This window comes from Streptomyces sp. NPDC054961, from assembly GCF_053609145.1.
Window position 1 is genome coordinate 202,194 of the sequence record NZ_JBSGWY010000004.1, and the last position, 20,788, is coordinate 222,981.

General features: G+C 72.1%; 18 protein-coding genes and 1 pseudogene. 4 read left to right on the plus strand and 15 right to left on the minus strand.

Annotated features, from left to right (window positions below; all coding sequences use genetic code 11):
• The first annotated feature begins 342 nt into the window (after positions 1-342).
• A complete protein-coding gene (locus ACWF9Z_RS06725; RefSeq protein WP_453598173.1) occupies positions 343-1,767 on the plus strand; it encodes a cellulase family glycosylhydrolase in 1,425 nt (474 codons plus the stop codon).
• Between the two features lie 140 nt (positions 1,768-1,907).
• On the opposite strand, the gene ACWF9Z_RS06730 is transcribed toward ACWF9Z_RS06725, so the two are convergent.
• From ACWF9Z_RS06730 to ACWF9Z_RS06790, 13 genes and pseudogenes are all read right to left on the minus strand, one after another.
• The gene (locus tag ACWF9Z_RS06730) at positions 1,908-2,408 is read right to left on the minus strand and encodes a hypothetical protein (protein WP_150520950.1); all 501 of its coding nucleotides are present in this window, start codon (positions 2,406-2,408) and stop codon (positions 1,908-1,910) included.
• A 696-nt stretch (positions 2,409-3,104) separates the two neighbouring features.
• Complete coding sequence (locus ACWF9Z_RS06735; protein ID WP_453598176.1) at positions 3,105-5,975, minus strand: ATP-binding protein; 2,871 nt, start codon at positions 5,973-5,975, stop codon at positions 3,105-3,107.
• A gap of 317 nt (positions 5,976-6,292) precedes the next feature.
• Positions 6,293-6,967 carry a contact-dependent growth inhibition system immunity protein gene (locus tag ACWF9Z_RS06740; protein ID WP_453598178.1) on the minus strand — a complete coding sequence of 225 codons (675 nt, stop codon included), beginning with the start codon at positions 6,965-6,967 and terminating at the stop codon, positions 6,293-6,295.
• 12 nt (positions 6,968-6,979) lie between these two features.
• On the minus strand, positions 6,980-7,279 hold the full coding sequence (locus ACWF9Z_RS06745; RefSeq protein ID WP_453598180.1) for an RNase A-like domain-containing protein: 300 nt from the start codon (positions 7,277-7,279) through the stop codon (positions 6,980-6,982).
• A 24-nt stretch (positions 7,280-7,303) separates the two neighbouring features.
• Positions 7,304-7,879, minus strand: a complete 576-nt coding sequence (locus ACWF9Z_RS06750) for a hypothetical protein (protein WP_453598182.1) — start codon at positions 7,877-7,879, stop codon at positions 7,304-7,306.
• An 8-nt stretch (positions 7,880-7,887) separates the two neighbouring features.
• A complete protein-coding gene (locus ACWF9Z_RS06755; protein ID WP_453598184.1) occupies positions 7,888-9,594 on the minus strand; it encodes an RNase A-like domain-containing protein in 1,707 nt (568 codons plus the stop codon).
• Positions 9,594-9,899 carry a WXG100 family type VII secretion target gene (locus tag ACWF9Z_RS06760; RefSeq protein WP_453598186.1) on the minus strand — a complete coding sequence of 102 codons (306 nt, stop codon included), beginning with the start codon at positions 9,897-9,899 and terminating at the stop codon, positions 9,594-9,596. The genes ACWF9Z_RS06755 and ACWF9Z_RS06760 overlap by 1 nt, the downstream gene beginning before the upstream one ends.
• 47 nt (positions 9,900-9,946) lie before the next feature.
• Positions 9,947-10,339, minus strand: coding sequence for a WXG100 family type VII secretion target (locus ACWF9Z_RS06765; RefSeq protein WP_453598188.1), 393 nt, complete (start codon positions 10,337-10,339; stop codon positions 9,947-9,949).
• Positions 10,340-10,674: 335 nt separating this feature from the next.
• Positions 10,675-10,915: pseudogene (locus ACWF9Z_RS06770) on the minus strand (DUF397 domain-containing protein).
• 132 nt (positions 10,916-11,047) lie between these two features.
• Positions 11,048-12,214: a thiolase domain-containing protein gene (locus tag ACWF9Z_RS06775; protein WP_453598190.1), complete on the minus strand. Its 1,167-nt coding sequence runs from the start codon at positions 12,212-12,214 to the stop codon at positions 11,048-11,050.
• Complete coding sequence (locus ACWF9Z_RS06780; RefSeq protein ID WP_453598192.1) at positions 12,211-13,284, minus strand: thiolase domain-containing protein; 1,074 nt, start codon at positions 13,282-13,284, stop codon at positions 12,211-12,213. Before ACWF9Z_RS06780 ends, ACWF9Z_RS06775 begins: the two co-directional genes overlap by 4 nt.
• Positions 13,284-14,252, minus strand: a complete 969-nt coding sequence (locus tag ACWF9Z_RS06785) for a Zn-ribbon domain-containing OB-fold protein (RefSeq protein WP_453598194.1) — start codon at positions 14,250-14,252, stop codon at positions 13,284-13,286. Before ACWF9Z_RS06785 ends, ACWF9Z_RS06780 begins: the two co-directional genes overlap by 1 nt.
• A 219-nt stretch (positions 14,253-14,471) precedes the next feature.
• Entirely contained in the window at positions 14,472-15,272 is an 801-nt protein-coding gene (locus ACWF9Z_RS06790; RefSeq protein ID WP_453598196.1) for a crotonase/enoyl-CoA hydratase family protein, read from the minus strand.
• Positions 15,273-15,446: 174 nt separating this feature from the next.
• Here ACWF9Z_RS06790 and ACWF9Z_RS06795 point away from each other — a divergent pair, with 174 nt between their 5' ends.
• Positions 15,447-17,078 carry an acyl-CoA synthetase gene (locus tag ACWF9Z_RS06795; RefSeq protein ID WP_453598198.1) on the plus strand — a complete coding sequence of 544 codons (1,632 nt, stop codon included), beginning with the start codon at positions 15,447-15,449 and terminating at the stop codon, positions 17,076-17,078.
• A gap of 27 nt (positions 17,079-17,105) precedes the next feature.
• On the opposite strand, the gene ACWF9Z_RS06800 is transcribed toward ACWF9Z_RS06795, so the two are convergent.
• Both ACWF9Z_RS06800 and ACWF9Z_RS06805 read right to left on the minus strand, forming a co-directional pair.
• Entirely contained in the window at positions 17,106-17,324 is a 219-nt protein-coding gene (locus ACWF9Z_RS06800; RefSeq protein WP_453598200.1) for a hypothetical protein, read from the minus strand.
• A gap of 66 nt (positions 17,325-17,390) precedes the next feature.
• A complete protein-coding gene (locus ACWF9Z_RS06805) occupies positions 17,391-18,275 on the minus strand; it encodes an alpha/beta fold hydrolase (protein ID WP_453598202.1) in 885 nt (294 codons plus the stop codon).
• A 108-nt stretch (positions 18,276-18,383) separates the two neighbouring features.
• Here ACWF9Z_RS06805 and paaK point away from each other — a divergent pair, with 108 nt between their 5' ends.
• Positions 18,384-19,724 (plus strand): phenylacetate--CoA ligase PaaK, encoded by a 1,341-nt coding sequence (gene paaK, locus ACWF9Z_RS06810; protein ID WP_453598204.1) that lies wholly within the window; start codon positions 18,384-18,386, stop codon positions 19,722-19,724.
• 105 nt (positions 19,725-19,829) lie between these two features.
• Positions 19,830-20,654: a YhjD/YihY/BrkB family envelope integrity protein gene (locus tag ACWF9Z_RS06815; RefSeq protein WP_453598206.1), complete on the plus strand. Its 825-nt coding sequence runs from the start codon at positions 19,830-19,832 to the stop codon at positions 20,652-20,654.
• Positions 20,655-20,788 lie beyond the last annotated feature (134 nt).

A 20,788-nucleotide genomic window follows, 5' to 3' on the forward strand; every position in this document is an offset into this window, starting at 1 on the left:
CGCGCGAGAGTCGGACGCGGGCCCCCCCCCCCCGCGCGCGCCCGGGCCGGGCGCCCGCCGCCCGCGCGGCGCCGCCCCGCGCCGCCCCCCGGCTCGTGTTTCCCCGACGGGCCCGGCGAGCCCGGTCCGTCCGGACACGAGGGGGCGGCTCGCCCGCGGTCACCTGCGGCGCCGGAGAATCCGGGCGGCCGTCCCCAGCCGTCCGAAGGCGCGGAGGGTCGGATCTCGAGGGGCAGTCCGGCCAACTCCCGTCAATCGCTGGGAACTTACCTCACCCGCCAGTAACATCCGACCGGCCAGTAACACGCCGCCCGAGCGGCTACCCTCGAAAGGCTCCTCTGCATGCGCTTGACCTCACGCGTCGCCTCCGCCGCCCTCGCCGTCGCCGCCCTCCTGCTCGGCGTCCTCCCCGCCCAGGCCCAGGCCCAGGCCCGCCCCGACCGCGCCTCCGATCGGGTCACGGTCGGTGACCGCACCTTCATCGCCGACGGCCAGGGCCGCGCGCTCCAGTGGCGCGGCTTCAACCTCGCCGACAAGAACAGCCGGGGGGACAACGCGTTCGCCGACATCCACGAGAGCGACCTCAAGGACATGTCCGCGCGGGGCTTCAACCTCGCGCGCCTCGCGTTCCTCTGGGACGACCTCGAACCCACCCCCGGGCACTACGACCGCGGCTACCTCACCAAGATGCGCCGCATCCTCGACTGGGCCGACCGCTACCACATCAAGGTCATCCTCGACGCCCACCAGGACGTGTACGGCCCCCGCTTCGGCTCCCGCGGCATCCCCGACTGGGCCACCCGCGACGAGGGGTTACCGTTCACGCCCACACCCGACGACTGGTTCGCCGGGTACTTCCAGCCCTCCGTACAGACCGCCTTTGACCACCTGTACAAGGACGCCGACCTCCGCGCCGCGCACGCGCGCATGTGGATGACGGTCGCCTCCGCCCTGGGCAGGCACCCGGCGCTGCTCGGATACGACCTGATGAACGAGCCGTTCGCGAAGTTCCTCGAAGGCGAAGACCTCCCCGCCGCCGCGGCCCGCTTCGAGGCCACCGAGCTCACCGAGCTGTGGAACCGCCTTGCGAAGGCGATCCGCCTGGTCGACCGCAGGTCGTGGGTGTTCGTCGAACCGACCGTCATCGTCGGTCTCGGCGTCCCCACCCAGATGGGCCCCATAGACGACCCGCACGCCGGCTACGCGCCGCACTTCTACGAGACCGCGATGGAAACCGGCGCCGACTACGACCCCAACGGCACCTTCGTTCCCGCCTACGAGGCCGCGATCAGCGACTACCCGGCCCGCAACCGCATGCCGGTGATCGTCGGGGAGTGGGGCGGCAACCCCTACGTTCCGCACGCGAGCCAGTTCGTCACCGACATGACGGCCTCCCTGGACCGCTTCGCCAGTGGCTGGACGTGGTGGCAGTGGTGCCGGGGCGGCGGCTACTGCTTCCTCGACGCGACGGGCGCCGCGAAGCCCAACGCCCAGCTGCTCGTCCAGCCGTACGCGCGGGCCGTCGCGGGCGACCCCCTCGCGTTCGCCTACGACCCGGCTGCACGCACGTACACGCTCACCTTCCGCACCCGCGACAACACGGACGGGCCCACCCAGATCACCGTGCCCAAGGACACGTACCCGCGTGGCTACCGCGTCGACGTCCAAGGCGGCAAGGCCAGTTGGGACGACCGCGGCCAGACCGTCTCGGTGAGCACCCACGGCAGGGCCGGAGTCACCTACAAGGTCACGATCAGCCCGAAGTAGCCCGGCCGCTTCGCGCGGGGGCGTGTGGAAAGCGAACGCGGGCCGCCGTGGCATGCCCGCCGTGCCTACCGTCCGCCTGCACGGGCTCGCTTCCGGGGCTGGAGGCGAGCTCGTGCACCGAGCCTACGCGCGGAAAGAACCTAGCCCTGCTGGAAGAGCTCGGCGGGGAGCGGCTTCAGCAGCGCGTACAGGTCGTCGGTGATCGGCCGGTCCCAGCTCGCGATGGTGACCAGCACGTTGTCGCTGCGGTCGAACTGCACGCAGCTGATCCGGCTCTCGGAGAGCTTGATCTTCCGGACGATGAGGAGGTTGTCGCCCTGCATGACGGGGCAGTCCTCGGCGCCGGTGACCTCGACGTCCTCGTCGTTCTCGAGGGCGTCGAGGAGCTGGGCCACCTCGAAGGGGACCTGCCCCTCGGAGAGGTCGCGGGCGGGGGAGCCCTCGGGGAGGTTCCCGATGATCATCGCGGGGCCGCGTCCGCCGAAGAGGTCGTAGCGGAGGAAGACACCCTGGCAGCTGCCGTCGGGCGCGGGCAGCAGCCCGGCCCCGAGATTGCCCGGCCAGTCCCCCGGGTCCATGGCCAGGACGTCGAAGTCCGGGCCGGCGGGGGTGGCGGCGCGGTGGCGGCGGAGGAAGGACATGCCGCCATGGTACGTGCCCGCCCACGTTTCCCAGCCCTCCACCCCGACCTCCGGCCCGGCCTCCACCCTTGCCTCCGGGGCCCGGCCTCGACCCTTGCCTCCGGCCCGGCCTCCATCCTTGCCGCGGGCCGGCCCTCCACCCTTATCTCCGGGGTCCGGCCTCCACCCTTACCTCCGGCCCGGGCCCGGCGTTGCTTCCGGCCCGGGGCCGCGCCTGCCTCCGAACCGCGCCCGGTCCTGCCCCCGGCTCGGGCCCGGCCTCCCGCTGCGCGGGGCCGGTTCCCCTACCCGCCCTTCCACCGTTCCCCGGACTTCGCCCGGACCCGAACAGCCCTGGGGCTCCGCCCCAGACCCCGCGCCTCAAACGCCGGCGAGGCTGAATCTTCCGGCCCCGCCCGCCAACCCCAGCCACGGCCGACCCCAGCTCCGCCGCAGCCCGCAGCCCGCAGCCCGCAGCCCGCAGCCCGCCACACTCCCAGCCGCCCCACCCCCAGCCTCGCCGGCGATTGAGGCGCAGGGGCCCGGGGGCTGGCCCCCGGCAACGAACCCGCACGCCAGACACGACACCCGCCACCCCCAGCCCCGCCGGCGATTGAGGCGCAGGAGTCCGGGGGCCAAGACGGGCGGCGGTGCGTCATGCCGTCGGGCCCGCCCGTGATCGCGGCGCGGCCACGACACCCCAGGCGGGACGGCGGCTCAGCGCGCCCGCCGGGCCATGGCCTCGCCCAGGCCCGCGCGATCCGTGCCCAGTGTGCGGAACACCCGCGACCGCTCCTCCTCCGAGACGGCCTCGTCACCCGCCAGCAGCCGCTCCGCCACCTCCCGGTCGCGCCCGTCCAGCTCGTCCAGCGCGTCCTCCCCGACGGCCCCGCCGGCCCCGCCGGCCCCGCCGGGCAAGGACCCGCCCACCGCCGTCAACGCCGCGCCCGCGGCCGCCGCCAGGCCGTCCGCCCCGCACTGCCGGGCCGCCGTCACCGCACGCAGCAGTACCTCCGCGTCCCCCCGCTCCTCCCCCAGCGCGGTCAGCGCGAGCGCGAGCTCGTAGCCCGCCGGGGAGGCCGACAGCAGTGCCACCGCCTCCTCGAGCAGGGCGACCCGCCCGGGCCCCGGCGGAGCCACTTCCGCCGCCACCCGCAGGGCCTGGCCGATGCCCGACGGGGCCCCGAACGCGCGGGCCCGGCGTACCGCCCCCGTGGCGAGGTCCCGCGCCCGCTCCGGATCCTGCGCGGCCACCGCACGGGCCAGGTGCAGCCGCCACGGGCACCAGGACGGGTTCTGGATCCCCCTCGGGGTCAGCCGCCGGTCCACCGCCTCCAGCTCCGCCGTCGCCGCCTTCGCCTCGCCGCGGGCCAGCAGCAGCTCCGCGTAGACGGTCTGGGAGTCCGGGAAGACGACCGCCGCCGGGAAGGGCTCCCCGTACTCGTGTTCCCGTGCCAGTTCCCACGCCTCGTCCACCCGGCCCCGCGCCAGCAGCGTGGTGACGAGGATCGCGATGGCGTACCAGTGCACGGGGGTGCGCCGCCCCACGCGCTCCGCGAGCCTCAGGCCGGCCCGGGCCAGTTCCTCCGCCTCCACCAGCCGTCCGCGCCGGTAGCGGATGTACGCGCGCAGGCTGTACGCGAAGGACAGGTGCGCCCCGCGCCAGCCCTGCCGTTCGAACTCGGCGGTGCCGGCCTCGAACAGTTCCTCGGCCCGGCCCGGGCGGTCGGCGTACATGTGCACCATCGCGACGAGGACCGGGACCTCGAAGCCCCGGTCCTCGTACGCCCAGCTGAAGCCGGTCTCGAGCACCCGGCCCGCGTGGTGCAGGACCACGTCGACCGGCTCCCCGCGCAGGCAGGCGTCCCACGCCCGCAGCCCGATGACGTAGCGCTCGGTGAGGTCCCGCCCGGCCAGCCGGTCGGCGAGCCGCGCGAGGCGCCGCGAGCGCGCCGGGGAATCGGGCTCGGCGGCGTCGAAGGCGTCCCACATAAACTGTTCGGACTGCAGGCGCAGCCGGGCGCGTACGTCCTGGGTGTACGGGATCTCGCGCGCGAGGGATTCCGAGGCCTCGGAGAGGCGGTCGCTGTGCGAGAGCACCTGCGCGAGCCGGATCACGATGCCCTGGCGCAGCGCCTGGTCCTCGAAGGGCTCCGCGAGGGCGGCGCGCAGGTGGTTGACGGTGTTGGCGGGCTCGGTGAGCAGGGAGGCGCAGCCGAGCTCGTACAGGACCGCCGCGCGTTCGTCGAAGTCCGGGGGCTCCCGCAGGGCCCGCGCGAGCTGGCGGCGGGCGGCTTCGGGGGCGCCGGCCCGGAGGTTCTCGCCGGCGGCCTCGCGCAGGGTGCGCACGACCCACGGGTCGCTCTCGGGGTGGGTCTCCAGCAGGTGGCGGGCGGCCGCGGAGGGTCCGAGCCCGGCGTCGAGGACGGCCGCGGCGGCCTTCCCGTGCAGGGCGACCCGCAGGGCGTCGGGGATGCCCCGGTACAGGGCGGTGGCGATGAGCGGGTGGACGAACTCCAGCCCGGCCCCCTCCTCTTCGCCCGGTTCCACGGTCTCGGCGGCGGCCGAGAGGATGCGGGCGGCGCGCAGCCGCTCGGTGGCGTCGACGGCTTCCTCGGTGCCGAGTCCCGCGACCCGGGCGGCGAGCTGCCGCGGAATGTCGGTGCCGAGGACCGCGCAGGCCCAGGCGAAGCGGACGGTGGAGGGGCCGAGGCTGTGGAGGCGGGCGACGAGGCCGCTGCCGCGCTGGGCGGCGGCGAGGTCGCGCAGCAGCGGGGCGCTGGCCTCGACGGGGGCCAGGCCCTTGTCCCGTACCCGCACGGCGAGTTCGACGGCTTCGAAGGGGTTGCCGGTGGTGACGGCCCAGGCCTCCCGGCAGAACGCGTCGTCGGCGTGCTCGCCGACGGCCTCCCGCACCAGGGTGGAGACGGCCTCGGCGGTGAGCGGCGCGAGCGCGAGGGGACGGTGTCCCGCGCGGCCGGGGAGCGTACGGAACGCCTCGGCGTGGGGCGGCAGTTCTTCGGGCCGGTAGGCCACGACGAGGAGCAGCGGGAGGTGTTCGGCGCGCGGGGCGAAGGCGGCGAGCCAGGAGAGGGATTCGGGGTCGGCCCAGTGGGCGTCGTCGAGGACGAGGGCGACGGGGGCGCGCTGGACGACGAGGTGGGTCAGGACCCAGTCGAGTCCGTCGCGCAGGCCCTGGGGGTCGGGCGGGGCGCCCTGTTCGGGGGCGCAGAGGCCGAGGGCGGGGCCGACGATGGCGTACCAGCTGCCGAGCGCGGCGCGCAGTTCCTCGTCGGTGGCGCCGGCCAGCTGGGGCTGGATGAGCTGGCGGGCGACGTGGAAGGGCTGGCTCTGCTCCTGTTCGCCGCCGCGGGCGGCGAGCACGGTGCAGGACCTGGCGTGGGCGCGGCGGCGGACTTCGGCGAGGAGCGTGGTCTTGCCGAGCCCGGCCGGTCCGGAGAAGGCCAGGAGGGCTCCGGCGGCGTCGGGCCCGGGACCGGTGAGCTGGTCCAGGGCTTCGTCGACGGCGGTGAGCTCCGCGTGGCGTTCGAACATCGTGCGCCGTTTGCGGGTCCGGCGTTCCGTCATGGCTGGTACCCCCCAGGCCTGTTCAGGGGTTCAGCGTACGCCCGCGCACCCGCCCGGGGACGCGGTACGGGAAATCAACTGATCTTCTTTCCGCCTGCTCCTCGGAGGTGCTCCCGGGGGTGCCTCCGGGGCGCCGCGGGGGACCCCCTTCGCAGGCGACCCCGCACCGCCCTCGCCCGAAGCCGAGGACGGGCGCGGGCTGATCCTCGTACGTCTGTGAGCGGACGGATACGGCTCGTACCGCCCCGACGGGGGGCACGCGGGCAAGCTGCTCCGGGTGGAGTGCGCGGCCGAACCCTGACACCGGCCGTAGCCGGCTACGCGTACTCGGGCCGGAAGCCGCTCAGCTCATCGGCAACGGCACCGAGCCAGCTGCCCGCCGAGTGGTCTCCCGGCGGTTCGAGCTCCATTCCCAGTTCTGCCACGGCGAGTGCGTAGTCGGCCTCGTCCCGTCCGAGTACGAGCAGCTCGCGGATCTCGCCGACGACGCGGGCCACGAGGGTGCGGTCTGTCGAGGCGGCGTAGTCGCGGACGGCCTCTTCGTGGTCGGTGAACTCGTCCGGCATGTCCTGCGAGAACCAGCTGCCGAGGAGCTGTCCGAGTTCGGGGAAACGCGCATGCCATTCCCAACGGGTCTCGGGCAGCTCCGACGGGCGAGGGACCTCTCCGCTCTCGATGCTCTGCTTGATGTGGTCGGCGAGCTGGACGAGCCATGCCGCGATCTCGGAGTCGGATAGGCCGATGTCCGGGACCGGGTAGAACTCGCCGAGCCGCTGACGCAGGCGACCGGGCGGATTGTTGGCGTAAGCGCGCAGTTGCTGCTCCGCGACGGACAGGGCCCAGGGGCGGGTGTGCCAGGTGTGCCGCAGGTAGGCCCGGAGGGCGAGGCCGGGCCGGTCGGGTTCGTCGTCGGCGGGCTGGCCGAGGTAGGCGCTGATCACCTGGTCCAGCTCGCCGTAGCGGCGGTCGAAGTCGATGGGCTTCATGGACATCGGGGACGGCCTCTACAGGTAGATCGGGACGGTGGTGTGCACGACGAAGCCGTGGGGCGCGCCGGACTCGCGCCGGAGCACGACCCGTGCCGCCCGTACGTCCAGGGGCCCGCGCCCGGCGAAGGCCATGGCCTGGAGCAGGACGCGGCCGACCGGATCGGGACGGGAGGGCCAGGCCGCTTCGAGGGTGATCCGGAGACGAGTGCCCTGGGCGAGCCAGCGGTGAATGGCCTGCTCGTTACGGGTGATGACCTCCTGGGTGGCCCATTGGGCGGTTTCCCGGTCGGGATAGGTGGCGGTTCGCGTCAGCATTGATTCCCAGTTCGGTGTATCTGATCAGGTGGGGTCGAAGTGCCAGATCATCGCGACTTCGGCGTCGTTGACGGCAATCAGACCGGCGTCCCAGCCGTAACGGCTGAACGGATCCGTCAGGCGGACGGGCTGCTCGTAGAAGTCCGGGTTCTCGGCCTTCCACCCCACATTGGAGTAGAAGCGCGTGCCGTGGAGGAAGCGCGAGAGGATCAGACGCGCCCGGCGTTCCATTTCGGGCCGATCACGGCCGAAATCCGCCGCCTTGGCCACCTCAAGGCCGGGAATACCGAGCAGGACGACCAGCGACTCGACCGAGCTCCGGGGAAGCTCGGTCACTCGCTGCCGGAAGCGGACCACGTCTTCGGGTGTGGTCGGGGCCTCGGCGAAGGGGAACAGCGGATCGTCCCCTCGTTCGTCCTCGTCCTCGTCCGGATCGAGCGATCGCCATCCGCGTGGGTCAGAGGTCTGACCGCGCATGATCGCGGCGGCGTCGAGCCACCACTCCTCGTGCTCCCGGCGGACAACGGATACGGAGGTGTAGCTGTATTGGTAGAGCTCGAGCGCGTCTGCCCACGTCTCCGCGGTGAGTTCAGTCATCATTCACTCCACTACTCAGGTGACGATGTGTGGACGACGAAAGGCGGATTCAGGTTCGGGTTGTACTGAAGGCGCGTTCTCACACCTTTGGCATCCACAACGGGCATCGGCACGTTGTTCACACCCCGAGAGGTCCGTCCGGTCACTGCGTCTCCAGTGAGCGGGCCTTCCAACGGTATCGATGGCACGACGATGGACAGTGCAGGTTGGTCCGGGGGAGGGTTCTTCAGCCACTCCTGGATTTCCGCGGTGTTGTGACGGATGTTGTACTGAGTGTATTTCTGGGCGGACTCGAAGTCGGCGAAGCTCGACGCCGACATGAGGTCGAGCTTCCCGGACGGCTTGGACTGGTCTCGGTGCCTTTGCAGCAGCTGCTCATCGGTCTTGCCGACGTGCTTCTCCAGGGTGTGCCCGCCCCCGAGGTCCTCGTTCGTCGCCAGGTCGAACGAGTACATGAACGGGGTGGGACTCTCGCCGCCGCGCTGCCAGCTGTGTTCCTGCTTGAACTCGTTGAGCGACCGCGCACCGAACCCCTGGGCGCGCGCGATCTCGGACTGGTACGTCGGGGCGCTGAGGATCGCCTCTTCCAATTCCGGTACGAGCTTGATCAGCTTGTCGGCGGCCGCGTCGAACTCCCGGTGGTAATGGTCGACGGCTGCGTCCACGGTCGCTTGGTCCATATGGGACCGGAACGACATCATGACTTGGCCGACGAGGGCGCCGACCGCGAGCTTGGTGATGTCCTTCAGGTCCAGGTCGGTCGTGAAGTCCTTGGCCGTGGCCTTGGCGGCCTCTTTGCCGCAGCGCTCGGTCGTCGCCCTGGTCGTGTCCATGATCTGGGCCAGGTGGTCGAGGGTCTCCTGAAGCGTGTCCGCCGTCTTCTTCAGCACGTCGACGATGGGACGCCGGCCCGTGGGCGGAAGATCTCGACTTGTCCGCCAACTACGGCCGACACTGGCTCTGTTGCGATTCTCATCGCGTGTCCTGCCCCACTCGGTCGAGCCCCAGACGCTCTGTCCGAACGCGCGCATCGCGCGCTGCCATTCACTGTTGCCGCGCGTGTCGGTGATGGTGGAGATGGCATCGGTGAACTCGTCGGAGGCCTTCGTGGTTTCGCCCGCGATGAGATGCCAGGACTTTGCCATGTCCCGGCCATCCTCCTGCTTGAAGCCAGGAGTGATCTCGTGTGCCTTCCCGAGGTGCAGAAGATGCTGGAACGAGGGCCCGACGATGAGGGCGAGCCAGTCGGGGAACTCGCCGAGGATCCCGGAGATCCACCAGGAGTCGGCGTCCTCTCCGGTGCCGGACCACTTGATGCTGTTGACGGGGCCGTACCGAGGCGGCTTGTTGATGACGACGGGCTCCGGGACGTTCCTCGGCTGCGTACCCTTGCGACCGCTCGCCTCCCAGTCGGCCAGCACATAGTGGTTGGCGGTGACGGTCAGGCCCACGGCGGCGCCGCCGACGCTCACCACGCTCCTGCCCCAGGCCTCCAGGAACTTCTCCGTCACGATCATGTAGGCAACCGCGAAGTTGTGGGCGCCCCAGCCTCTGCCGGCGGACTGGCTGTACTTGTTCAGCGAGTCGACCAGCCCGAATGCCCGGTCAGCGTAGGCGAACTGCGCATCCTTCACCAGCTCCGAGGCGTGGTAGACGTGCACTGGCTGGACGTCGAAGCCGCCGTTCTGGTTCGGCGGGGGCGGAGCAGTCCCTGCCATCAGGCCGCTCCCCAACCGCGCAGCACGGCCTTGTGGGCGTTCGCGTAGTTTTGGTGCCCGTTGACGACGATCTCGTGGAGCCAGGCCTGGGTCGCGACCAGGTCCTGCGCCGACCGGTCCCATCGGTCGAGTTGGTCGATGAACGACTGCCGGGCTTCGCCGTCCCAGGTCAACACGACCTTCTCGGCCCGTTCGTAGAGAGCGTCCAGCTGCTCGTTGAGTGTCTTGAGGATGGCCTCAAGGTCGCCCGCGAGCTTCTGTTGCGTCGCGAAGTCGACTGATATCCCGTCGTCACCAGACGGCACGGTTCCCCCTCGTGTCCTTGATGGCTGGTCGAGCCGGTGTCACCTGTTCACAGGTCGGCCACGCGGCTGCGCGGCGCGGCGACCGGTGCGGCCTTCGGCGTGGAGAGGACGTCCGCCTCCGCTGACACGTCCGCCCCGGCCCGTACCCGTGCGAACTGCTCCAGGACTTCGAGCTCCTGCGCCGTGAACCCGCCCTCGCTGAGGCGCATCGCCTCGGCGAGCAGCTTCATGGTCCCCCTGATCCTTACGGCGTCCTCCGCTGCCGCGCGATGCCGGGCGCGGTACGCCTCCGCCGCCGGCCCCCGCCAGCGCGCCTCGATGGCGTCCACGATCTCGTCCATGCGCAGCAGTTGTCTCGTCAGAACTCCCTGCATCGCGTCGAGGTCGCGGGCGAGACTTTTGAGCCGCTCGGCCTCCACCGAGAGATCTGGGTCTTCCACGGTGCCTCCCTCCCCTGAGCTCCAGGTGGACAGATGATCAGCATGTTTGACCCTAACAAAGACGTTCGATCAGATTTGATTCGAATAGAGGGCACCGATCGGCAACCAGTGATCGCGGCACGGATGACGGGAGCGTGTCAGGGGACTGCCGGTGGACTGTTCGGGTCCTGTCAGCGCGGCACGCCATGGTGACGTCGTCGCCGGGCAGACACCCTACCTTTTCCACCGATATGGCCGAACGGCCCGGCCGCCACCGCGGAGGTGGCGGCCGGGCCGCGCCGGGCCGTACGTGTGCGCGTCCGTGCGTGCGTGCGTCCGTATGCGCGCCGCCTCGGCTACGTCAGGTCGAACTCCCCGCCCCGCGCGTTCAGGACGAACCGGCGCCATTCGTCCGGCGCGAAGATCAGCGAGGGGCTTTCGGGCCGGTCGCCGTTGCGCATCGCGATGAACCCCTCCACGAAGGCGATCTGGACGTCGCCCTCCCCCCCGGCTGCTCGACTGCCAGTCCGCCTCGGTCAGATCGAGGTCCGGCTTTCCCCAGCCGGCCGGCGCCTGCGAAATCATGCTCTCTGCCACGTGCGTGCTCCTCCCGGTACGTCGTCCCCGGGTCAGGTTAGCGATCGCACGCCGTGCCGCACAGGCCACGGTGCGTCACTCGCGGCTTGTGCGGCACCCTGACGGAAACCGCGCGGCACCGGGCCGCCGCCTTCAGGAGGACGGCGGCTGCGATCCCACCAGCCACATCGAGAAGAACTGCGCCCCGCCGCCGTAGGCGTGCCCCATCGCCTTCCGCGCGTCCGGGACTTGGTGCTCTCCGGCCTGCCCGCGCACCTGGAGGGCCGCCTCCGCGAAGCGGATCATGCCGGAGGCGCCGATCGGGTTGGTGGAGAGGACTCCGCCCGACGGGTTGACGGGCAGGTCGCCGTCGAGCTCCGTGACCCCGGCCTCGGTGAGCTTCCAGCCCTCGCCCTCGTCCGCGAAACCGAGGTTCTCCAGCCACATCGGCTCGTACCAGGAGAAGGGCACGTACATCTCGACCGCGTCGATCTCCCGGCGCGGGTCGGTGATCCCGGCCTGCCGGTAGACGTCGGCCGCGCAGTCCTTGCCCGCCTGCGGGGACACGAAGTCCTTGCCCGCGAAGAGCGTCGGCTCGCTGCGCATCGCCCCGCCGTGCACCCAGGCCGGCGGCTTCGGCGAACGGGCCGCGCCCGCCCGGTCGGTGAGGATCATCGCGCAGGCGCCGTCGGAGGACGGGCAGGTCTCGGAGTACCGGATCGGGTCCCACAGCATGGGCGAGGCCTGGACCTTCTCCAGGGTGATGTCGTGCTCGTGCAGGTGTGCGTACGGGTTCTTCAGCGCGTTGCGCCGGTCCTTGTACGCCACGAGCGAGCCGACCGTGTCGGGGGCGCCCGTGCGCCGCATGTACGCGCGCACGTGCGGGGCGAAGAACCCGCCGGCCCCCGCCAGCAGCGGCTGCTGGAAGGGAACGGGCAGGGAGAGTCCCCACATGGCGTTGGACTCGGACTGCTTCTCGAAGGCGAGGGTCAGGACGGTGCGGTGCACGCGGGCGGCGACCAGGTGGGAGGCGACCAGGGCCGTGGACCCGCCCACCGAACCGGCGGTGTGCACCCGGAGCATGGGCTTGCCGACCGCGCCGAGGGCGTCCGCCAGGTACAGCTCCGGCATCATCACGCCCTCGAAGAAGTCGGGGGCCTTGCCGATGACGACCGCGTCGATGTCCGCCCAGGTCAGCTCCGCGTCCGCGAGCGCGCGGGCCGCGGCCTCGCGCACGAGCCCCGCGATGGACACGTCGTGCCGGGCGGCGACGTGCTTGGTCTGGCCGATGCCGACGACGGCCACTGGCTCCTTGCTCATGCTCGGTCCCCTTCCAGGACGGCGACCAGGTTCTGCTGGAGGCAGGGGCCGGAGGTGGCGTGCGCGACGGCCCGGTCGGACTCGCCGCGGTGGATCCGGGCGGCCGCCTCGCCGATCCGGATCAGGCCGGCGGCCATCATCGGGTTGGCGGCGAGCGCGCCGCCGGACGGGTTGACGGACACGCTCTCGTCGAGTCCGAGGGCCTTGCGGAGCACCACCTCCTGGGAGGAGAACGGCGCGTGCAGTTCGGCGGTGTCCACCGGACGCTCGAAGACCCCCGCGCGCTCGGCGGCGATCCTCGTGGACGGGGAGTCCGTGAGGTCGCGCAGCCCGAGGCTGTGCGCCTCGATGCGGTGGTCGATGCCGGTGATCCAGGCGGGCCGGCCGCACAGCCGCCGCGCCACGTCCCCGGCGGCCAGGACGACCGCGGCCACGCCGTCGCCGATGGGCGGACAGTCGCCGGTGCGCAGCGGGGCGACCTGGTAGTCGCCCTGCGCGACGGAGCCGCTGAGCTGGGCGTGCGGGTTGCCGCTCGCGGAGGCCCGGCTGCGGGCCCCGATCGCGGCGAGCGCGGTCTCGTCGGTCTCCCCCGCGTCGATGAGGGCCTGCGCCTGGAGGGCTGCCAGGGCCACGGCGTCGGGCCACAGCGGAGCCACGTAGTAGGGGTCGAGCTGGCGCGTCAGGACGTCCCGTACCGAGCCCGGGGAGGACTTCCCGTACGCGTAGACGAGGGCGGTGTCCGCCTCGCCGGTCTGGAGCTTGACCCAGGCCTCGTACAGGGCCCAGGCGCCGTCCATCTCCACGTGCGACTCGGAGATGGGCGGCCAGGCGCCGACGCCGTCGAGGGTCATGGTGAACGAGAAGGCCCGGCCGGCGAGGTAGTCGCTGGAACCGGAGCAGGTGAATCCGATCTCGCCCGCCTTGAGGCCGGTCTGGGCCAGTACCCGGTGCAGGACCGGCATGACCATCTCGACTTCGCTGAGTTCGTCGGTGCGGCGCAGGTGGTCGCTCTGCGCGAAGGCCACGACGGCCACTTCCCGTGCGTGCCCGCTGCTGCTCGGCGTGGCCATCAGATGAGCTCCTTGTAGACGTCGTAGTCCGCGTCCGGCTCACCGGTGGGGCGGTAGTGGTCGGGGTAGCGGCCGCCTTCGGTCCACACCGGCTCCACGCGCAGGCCCATGCGGACCTGGTCGTAGGGGATGCCGCCGATCCGGCCGTGGAGTGCGAGGCCGGCGCCGTCGAGGGCGATGTGGGCGTAGACGTAGGGGACTTCGATGTCGAGGTTCTTGGCCTTGATGTTGACGATGCAGTACGTGGTGACCGTGCCCGCCGGGCCGACCTCGACCCGGTCGGTGGTGGCGACCCCGCAGGTGGGGCAGGCGCCGCGCGGGGGGACGTACACCTTGTGACAGGAGGGGCAGCGCTCGCCGATGGTCTTGCGGTCGGAGAGGCCCTGGATGTACGCGGTCTGCGCGCGGCCGGGACTGTACGTGTAGTCCAGGCGGGCCGGGGCGACGATGCCGGTGACGGCGTCGGCGAACTCCCCGCCGTGCGGGGACGCGTGCGCGGCCCCGTCTCCCTCCTCGGACCCCGCGGGCTCGAAGCAGGCGATGTCGGTGATCGCCCCGACCCGCTCCGCGGCCCACCGGATCCGGACCCGCATGCCGGTGCGCACGGCCTGGGGCCCGGGGGCGTCGAGGGCGTGCAGGATCCCGGTGTCGGCGCCGTCGAGCCGTACGAGGACCCAGGCGAAGGGGGTGGCGAGGGGCTGGCCGGGGCGCGGGGCGCCGTTCCAGGCCCAGGTGGTCACCGTCCCGGTGACCCCGACCTCGACGAGGTCGCGGATCTCCTCGGCCGTGACGGGGTCGTACTCGGCCGGCGGGACCATCACCTTGCCGTCGGCGGTGGTGACCCCGAGGACGACGCCCTCGCGCAGTCCGGTGAGGAAGGCGCTCTGGACGGGTCCGAGGGACCGGGTGAAGGGGAACTCGACGACGAGGGGCGCGCGGAGGATCTCGGGTGGGGACGGGGCTGTCATGGAGGGGTCTCCGATGCTCGGGACGGGAACGGTTCAGCTGCGGGGCGGACTCGGCCCCGCCGGGAGGGAGGCGCGGGAGCGGGGCGGCCCACGGCTACGGCGGCGAGGGACCGGGGCGGCCCACGGCGACGGCGGCGCGGGACCTGGGCGGCCCACGGCGACGGCGGCGCGCCCGCGTCGGGTCCGGCGCCGCCGGAACAGGAGCGCGGGCCCGGCCGGCTACTCGCGCCGGTACAGTGCGGGCCGCTTCTCGGCGAAGGCCCGGGCCCCTTCCCTGGCATCCGCGGTGTCGAAGATCGGCCACCCGCGCAGGAGCTCCGCCGCCAGCCCCTGCGACTCGGTCAGCTCGGCGCTCTCGTAGACGGACGCCTTCACCGCCTCGACCGCCAGCGGACCGCACGCGTTGATCCGCTCGGCGATCTCCAGGGCGGCCGCCAGCGCGGTGCCGTCCGGGACCACCCGCCCGACGAGCCCGATCCGCGCCGCCTCCTCGGCGGCGTACGGCCGCCCGGTCAGCAGCATCTCCAGCGCGTGCGTCCGCGGGATCTGCCGGGGAAGCCGGACCGTCGAGCCGCCGATCGGGAAGAGCCCGCGCTTGACCTCGAACAGTCCGAAGGTCGCGCCCTCCCCCGCCACGCGGATGTCCGTGCCCTGGAGGATCTCCGTCCCGCCGGCCACGCAGTAGCCCTCGACCGCCGCGATGACGGGCTTGCGCGGCCGGTGGTGGCGCAGCATCGCCTTCCAGTGCAGGTCGGGGTCGGCCTTGAGCCTGTCCCGGTACCGGTCGCCCTCCATGCCCTTGCCGGCCAGTGCCTTCAGGTCCATGCCGGCGCAGAAGTCTCCGCCGGCGCCCGTCAGCACCACCGAGCGGATGCCGTCGTCCGCGTCCGCCTCCAGCCAGCCGTCGTACAGCCCCACCAGCAGCGGCAGCGAAAGCGCGTTCTTCGCTTCTGGCCTGTTCATGGTGAGCACCAGCGTGGCACCGTGGCGTTCCACGGTGAGGTGTTCTGTCCCACCCATTGCCGTCCTCCCGTCTCAAGACCTAGAACAGGTTGCAGTAGGGGCGGGTGCAGTTCAATAGTTTTCTGACACCCAGTCAGATTTCTTGGACGGTCCCCTTCCCAGTTGGGGTTGGCGACGCTCTAATGACCGCCGAGCAGACCAGCCATGGGATTTTCTGGGTCAGGAGGACCGGTGGAGTACAACATTGCCGACCTGTTCGAGTCGGTCGTGGACGTGGTCCCGGACCGCGAGGCCCTCGTGTACGTGGACCACCCCGGGACCGGCGCCGAGCGCCGCCTGACGTACGCGGAGCTGGACGCGGCGGCGAACCGCATCGCGCACCACCTGCTGGAGAGCGGCCTGAAGGCCGGCGAGCACCTGGGCCTGCACCTCTACAACGGGGTCGAGTACCTGCAGACCGTGCTGGCCTGCCTCAAGGCCCGGCTGGTGCCGGTGAACGTGAACTACCGGTACGTGGAGGAGGAGCTGGTCTACCTCTACAACGACGCCGACCTCGCCGCGCTCGTCTTCGAGGGCGAGTTCACCGAGCGGGTCGCGGCGGCGCTGCCGCAGACGACGAAGCTGCGCCACCTGATCCGGGTCGGGCCGGCCCCCGAGGGCGCCCCGGAGCCGGCGATCGCACCGGTCGCGTACGCCGACGCGGAAGCGGCCGGATCGCCCGGGCGCGGCTTCCCTCCCCGCTCGCCCGACGACCTGTTCATCATCTACACGGGCGGCACGACGGGCATGCCCAAGGGCGTCATGTGGCGCGCCGAGGACCTCTTCTTCGCCGGCCTGTTCGGCGGCGAACCGTCCGGCGAGCCGGTGAAGCGGCCCGAGGAGCTGGCCGAGCGGGTCGCGTCGAAGGGCGCGGGGCTCACCTTCTTCCCCGCGCCGCCCCTGATGCACGGCACGTCCACGCTGACCTCCTTCATCGCCTTCAACTACGGGCAGCGGGTGGTCATCCACCGCAAGTACGCGCCCGAAGAGGTGCTGCGGACGATCGCGAAGGAGAAGGTCTCCAGCGTGTCGCTGGTGGGCGACGCCATGCTGCGGCCGCTCATCGACGCCCTGAAGGGACCACTGAAGGGGACGGACCTGTCCTCCCTGTTCAGCGTCTCCTCCTCCGGCGCGATCATGTCGGAGACCGTGCGCGCCGAGTTCCAGGAGCTCGTGCCGAACGTGATGCTCCTGAACAACTTCGGGTCCTCCGAGTCCGGCTCCAACGGGCGGGCCACGAACGACTCCAGCCCGGAGAGGGGTTTCCGGCTGGAGGTCAACGAGCGTACGCAGGTGGTCGATCCGGTGACCCACGAGCCGGTGCCGGTCGGCGAACCGGGGCGGCTCGCACAGCGCGGGTACGTCCCGCTGGGCTACTACAACGACCCCGTCAAGAGCGCCGAGACCTTCTTCCAGAAGGGCTCGGAGCGGTGGGTCCTGCTCGGCGACATGGCGACCGTCGACGAGCAGGGCATCGTCACCGTCCTGGGCCGCGGTTCGCAGTGCATCAACACGGGCGGCGAGAAGGTGTACCCGGAGGAGGTCGAGCAGGCGCTGAAGTCCCACCCGGACGTCTACGACGCCTTGGTGGCCGGGGTCGCCGACGCCACGTGGGGCAGTCACGTGGCCGCGGTGGTCCAGATCCGGGAGGGCGCGCCCGAGCCGACGCTCGAGGAGATCCAGGCCCACTGCCGCACGAAGCTGGCGGGCTACAAGATTCCGCGCCAGCTCGTCGTCACCCCCGCCGTCCAGCGCTCCCCGAGCGGCAAGGCGGACTACCGGTGGGCGAAGTCGGTGGCGACGGAGGCGGACGCGGCGCGCTGACCGCTCGCGGGTGCGCGCGGGGCCGGCTCAGAGCTTGCTGAGCAGTTCGGCCGCGAGGCTGCGGGTCCAGGTCGTCAGCTCGGGCCGGTCCACCCCTTGGCCCAGCGCGTCGACCTGGGCGTCCGTGAGCCGGAGCGGGCCGCCCGGGTCCTCCAGAAGGTGGGCGACCTCGGAGAGCAGACCGGCCAGGCGGCGCGCGCCCGGCGCGCCGAGACGCAGCGATACCGCGGGGTCGATGACGGGCATGGCCGCCTCCTCCCTTCGCCAGGGGCGTCTGTTTCGACCGTACGCCCCCGGCCCGGCGGCCGCCGCTCAGGCCCCGGTGGCCAGGAACCGCTCGATCCGGGCCGCGAACCACGGCGCGTCGTCCAGCCACGGGAAGTGCCCGCCGTCCCGCTGTACGTCGACGACGCCCTTCGGGAAGAGCGCGGCGAGGCGGGCGGCGAGCGCCGGCCTCGGGTTGAAGTCCAGCTCTCCGGCCAGTACCAGCACTTCGCCGGTGACCCGGCTCAGTGCGGCCCGGGTGGCGGGCGGGTCGAAGGCCCCGGGGCCGGCGAAGGCGGCGGACGCCCCGGCGTTCTTCTGGACCGGGCTCAAGGCCGCGTGGGCCCGCGCCGCGTCGTCCCAGCGCCCGTAGGCGAGCGGCATGGCCGCCGCCCAGTCGGCCTCGTCGGGGGAGCTTCCGGCGGCGAACGCCGCGAGCGCCCGCCCGTAGGCCGCGATGGCCGTGTCGTACGGTTCGCCGCCCGCCCGCCGGCGGACCACCGCCAGGCGGTCTTCCGGGGAGTCCTCGAGGCCGACGGCCCAGCAGGTCGGGGTGACCATCGCGAGCCGGCGGACGCGCTGCGGGTGCGCCGCGGCGTAGAGCTGGGCGAGGCTGCCGGAGGCGGAGTGGGCGAGCAGGTCCACGGTCCGAAGACCGAGGTGGACGCGCAGCGCCTCGACATCGGCGACCTGGTGGTCGGCCCGGTACGTGGACGGGTCGGCCGGAATCGCGGAGTCGCCCGTGCCGCGCAGGTCCAGCAGGACCAGCTGGCGCCCGGCGGAGAGTCCGCCGAGGTCGCCCAGGTACGCGGAAGCCCGCATGGCACCGCCGGGGAGGCATACGAGCGGCTCTCCTTCACCTTGGAGGTGGTAGGCGAGCTCGGTTCCGTCGTAGGTGGTGAAGGTGCGGGTGGAGGGCGTGGAGATCGACATGGGAGCCATCCCAGCAGACGATCACCCGTTCGAGTAATTGATTTGGGCGCCCGGGTCCGGCAATCTACCGAATGATCGGTCGGTTAGCTCGGCAGAGGGGTGGACGGCATGAACACGTTTCCGAAGGGGCGCGGCCAGGAGGGTCACGCCGGTGCCGCTGCCGGCGGCGGCGCCGACGGGGGCGAGCGGCTGGGCCGGGACGAGCTGGCCGCGCTCCAGCTGACGCGGCTGCGCGCGACCCTGCACCGGGTGTACGAGCGGGTGCCCTTCTACCGGCAGTCCTTCGACAAGGCCGGCCTGCATCCCGACGACTGCCGCTCCCTCGCCGATCTCGCCCTCTTCCCCTTCACCACCAAGAGCGATCTGCGCGACCAGTACCCCTTCGGCATGTTCGCCGTCCCGCGCTCCGAGGTGCGGCGCATCCACGCGTCCAGCGGCACCACGGGCCGGCCGACCGTCGTCGGGTACACCGAGGGCGACCTGTCCACCTGGGCGGACGTCGTCGCCCGCTCGATCCGCGCGGCGGGCGGCAGACCCGGCCAGATGGTCCACATCGCCTACGGGTACGGCCTGTTCACCGGCGGCCTGGGCGCACACTACGGCGCGGAGCGCCTGGGCTGTACGGTCGTCCCCGCCTCGGGCGGGATGACGGACCGGCAGGTCCGGCTGATCCAGGACTTCCGCCCGGAGGTCATCATGGTGACCCCCTCGTACATGCTGACCCTGCTGGACGAGATGGAGCGCCAGGGCGTGGACCCGCGCTCCACCTCGCTCCGTACGGGGATCTTCGGTGCCGAGCCGTGGACCGAGGAGATGCGCCGCGAGATCGAGGAGCGGCTGGACATCGACGCGGTGGACATCTACGGCCTGTCCGAGGTGCTGGGTCCCGGCGTCGCGCAGGAATGCGCCGAGACCAAGGACGGCCTGCACGTGTGGGAGGACCATTTCTACCCGGAGGTGGTGGATCCGCTGACGGGAGCCGTGCTGCCGGAGGGCGAGGCCGGGGAGCTGGTGTTCACCTCGCTCACCAAGGAGGCGATGCCCGTCATCCGCTACCGCACCCGGGACCTGACCCGGCTGCTGCCCGGTACCGCCCGGCCGGCCTTCCGACGGATGGAGAGGATCACCGGCCGCAGTGACGACCTGATCATCCTGCGCGGAGTGAACCTCTACCCCTCCCAGATCGAGGAGGTGCTCCTGCGCACGCCCGCGCTGGCCCCTCACTTCCAGCTCCGTCTGAGCCGGGAGGGCCGTATGGACGCGCTGACGGTACGGGTGGAGGCCCGCCGGGAGAGCGATGCCGGCCAGCGGGAGGCCGCGGCCGCGGCCGTGGTCCGGGCCGTCAAGGAGGGCATCGGCGTCTCGGTGACGGTGGAGGTGGTCGATCCGGAGACCCTGGAGCGGTCGGTCGGCAAGATCAAGCGCCTGGTGGACCTCCGGGGAGTCTGAGCGGAGCCCCCGTACACCGCCGGACCCTTCGCCGAAACCACCCCTTCGGGCCCACTTCGGGGGGCGGGCCGGGAGCCGGCGGGCCCTTGCGGGTAGGGGAAGGGCGTGACCTCGATCTTCCGGCTGCTTCCCGACCGGCTCCGGGCCTCCCCGGCCGGGCTGGCCTGGAGCCGTGGCCGGGAGATGGAACTGATGCACCGGGCGATGGGCTTCGCGGCCCTCGGCTTCCTGACCCTGGTGCCGCTGCTGATCGTCGTCGCGGCCGCCGCGCCCGGCAGCGGCTCGGGCTTCGGCCGCTGGCTGGGCCAGGCCCTCGGGGTGACGGCGTACTCCCGGGAGCGGATCGAGATGGTGTTCGGCGCCGCGGACCTGGCGCTGGAGCGGACCACCGCCTTCGGCCTCGCCGCGCTGGCCGTCTTCGGCCTGACCTTCGGCTCCGCCGTACAGACGGGGTACGAGAAGGTCTGGAACCTGCCGACGGCCCGCTGGCACACCATGTGGCGGCACGTCGTCTGGCTCGGCCTGCTGGTCTGCTACCTCGGGCTGCTGGTCCTCATCCCCGCCCCCTTGCAGAACGCCTCCGGCACGGTCCTGGGCGCCACGGGCGACCTCATCGGCACCTGCCTGTTCTTCTGGACCTCCCAGCGCCTCCTCCTCGGCGGACGGGTCCGCTGGCGCGCCCTCCTCCCCGGGGCGGCCGCCACCAGCCTCGGCCTCCTCGGCCTGCGGATCTTCTCCCAGCTGGTCTTCTCCCCGCTGATCGCCTCCAACGCCGTGACCTACGGCCCCTTCGGCACCCTCCTGGTCGTCCAGTCCTGGCTGGTCGGCGTCGGCTTCGTGGTCTACGGCGGCGCCCTGGTGGGCCGTCTGGTCCACGAGCACCTCACCGCGCGCCGCCTGCGCACCACGGTCCTCCTCCTGGAGGAATGAGCGACCCGCCTCCCCACCTACCCGCGTCCCCCGCGGCCCCCCCGGGGCGCGCGGGGGGGGGGTGAGAGCGGTGAAGCGGGGGGCGAGAGGCCGGCGCGGAGGGTGCGTTTGAGGTTCTTTAAGCGCGCGTTGGG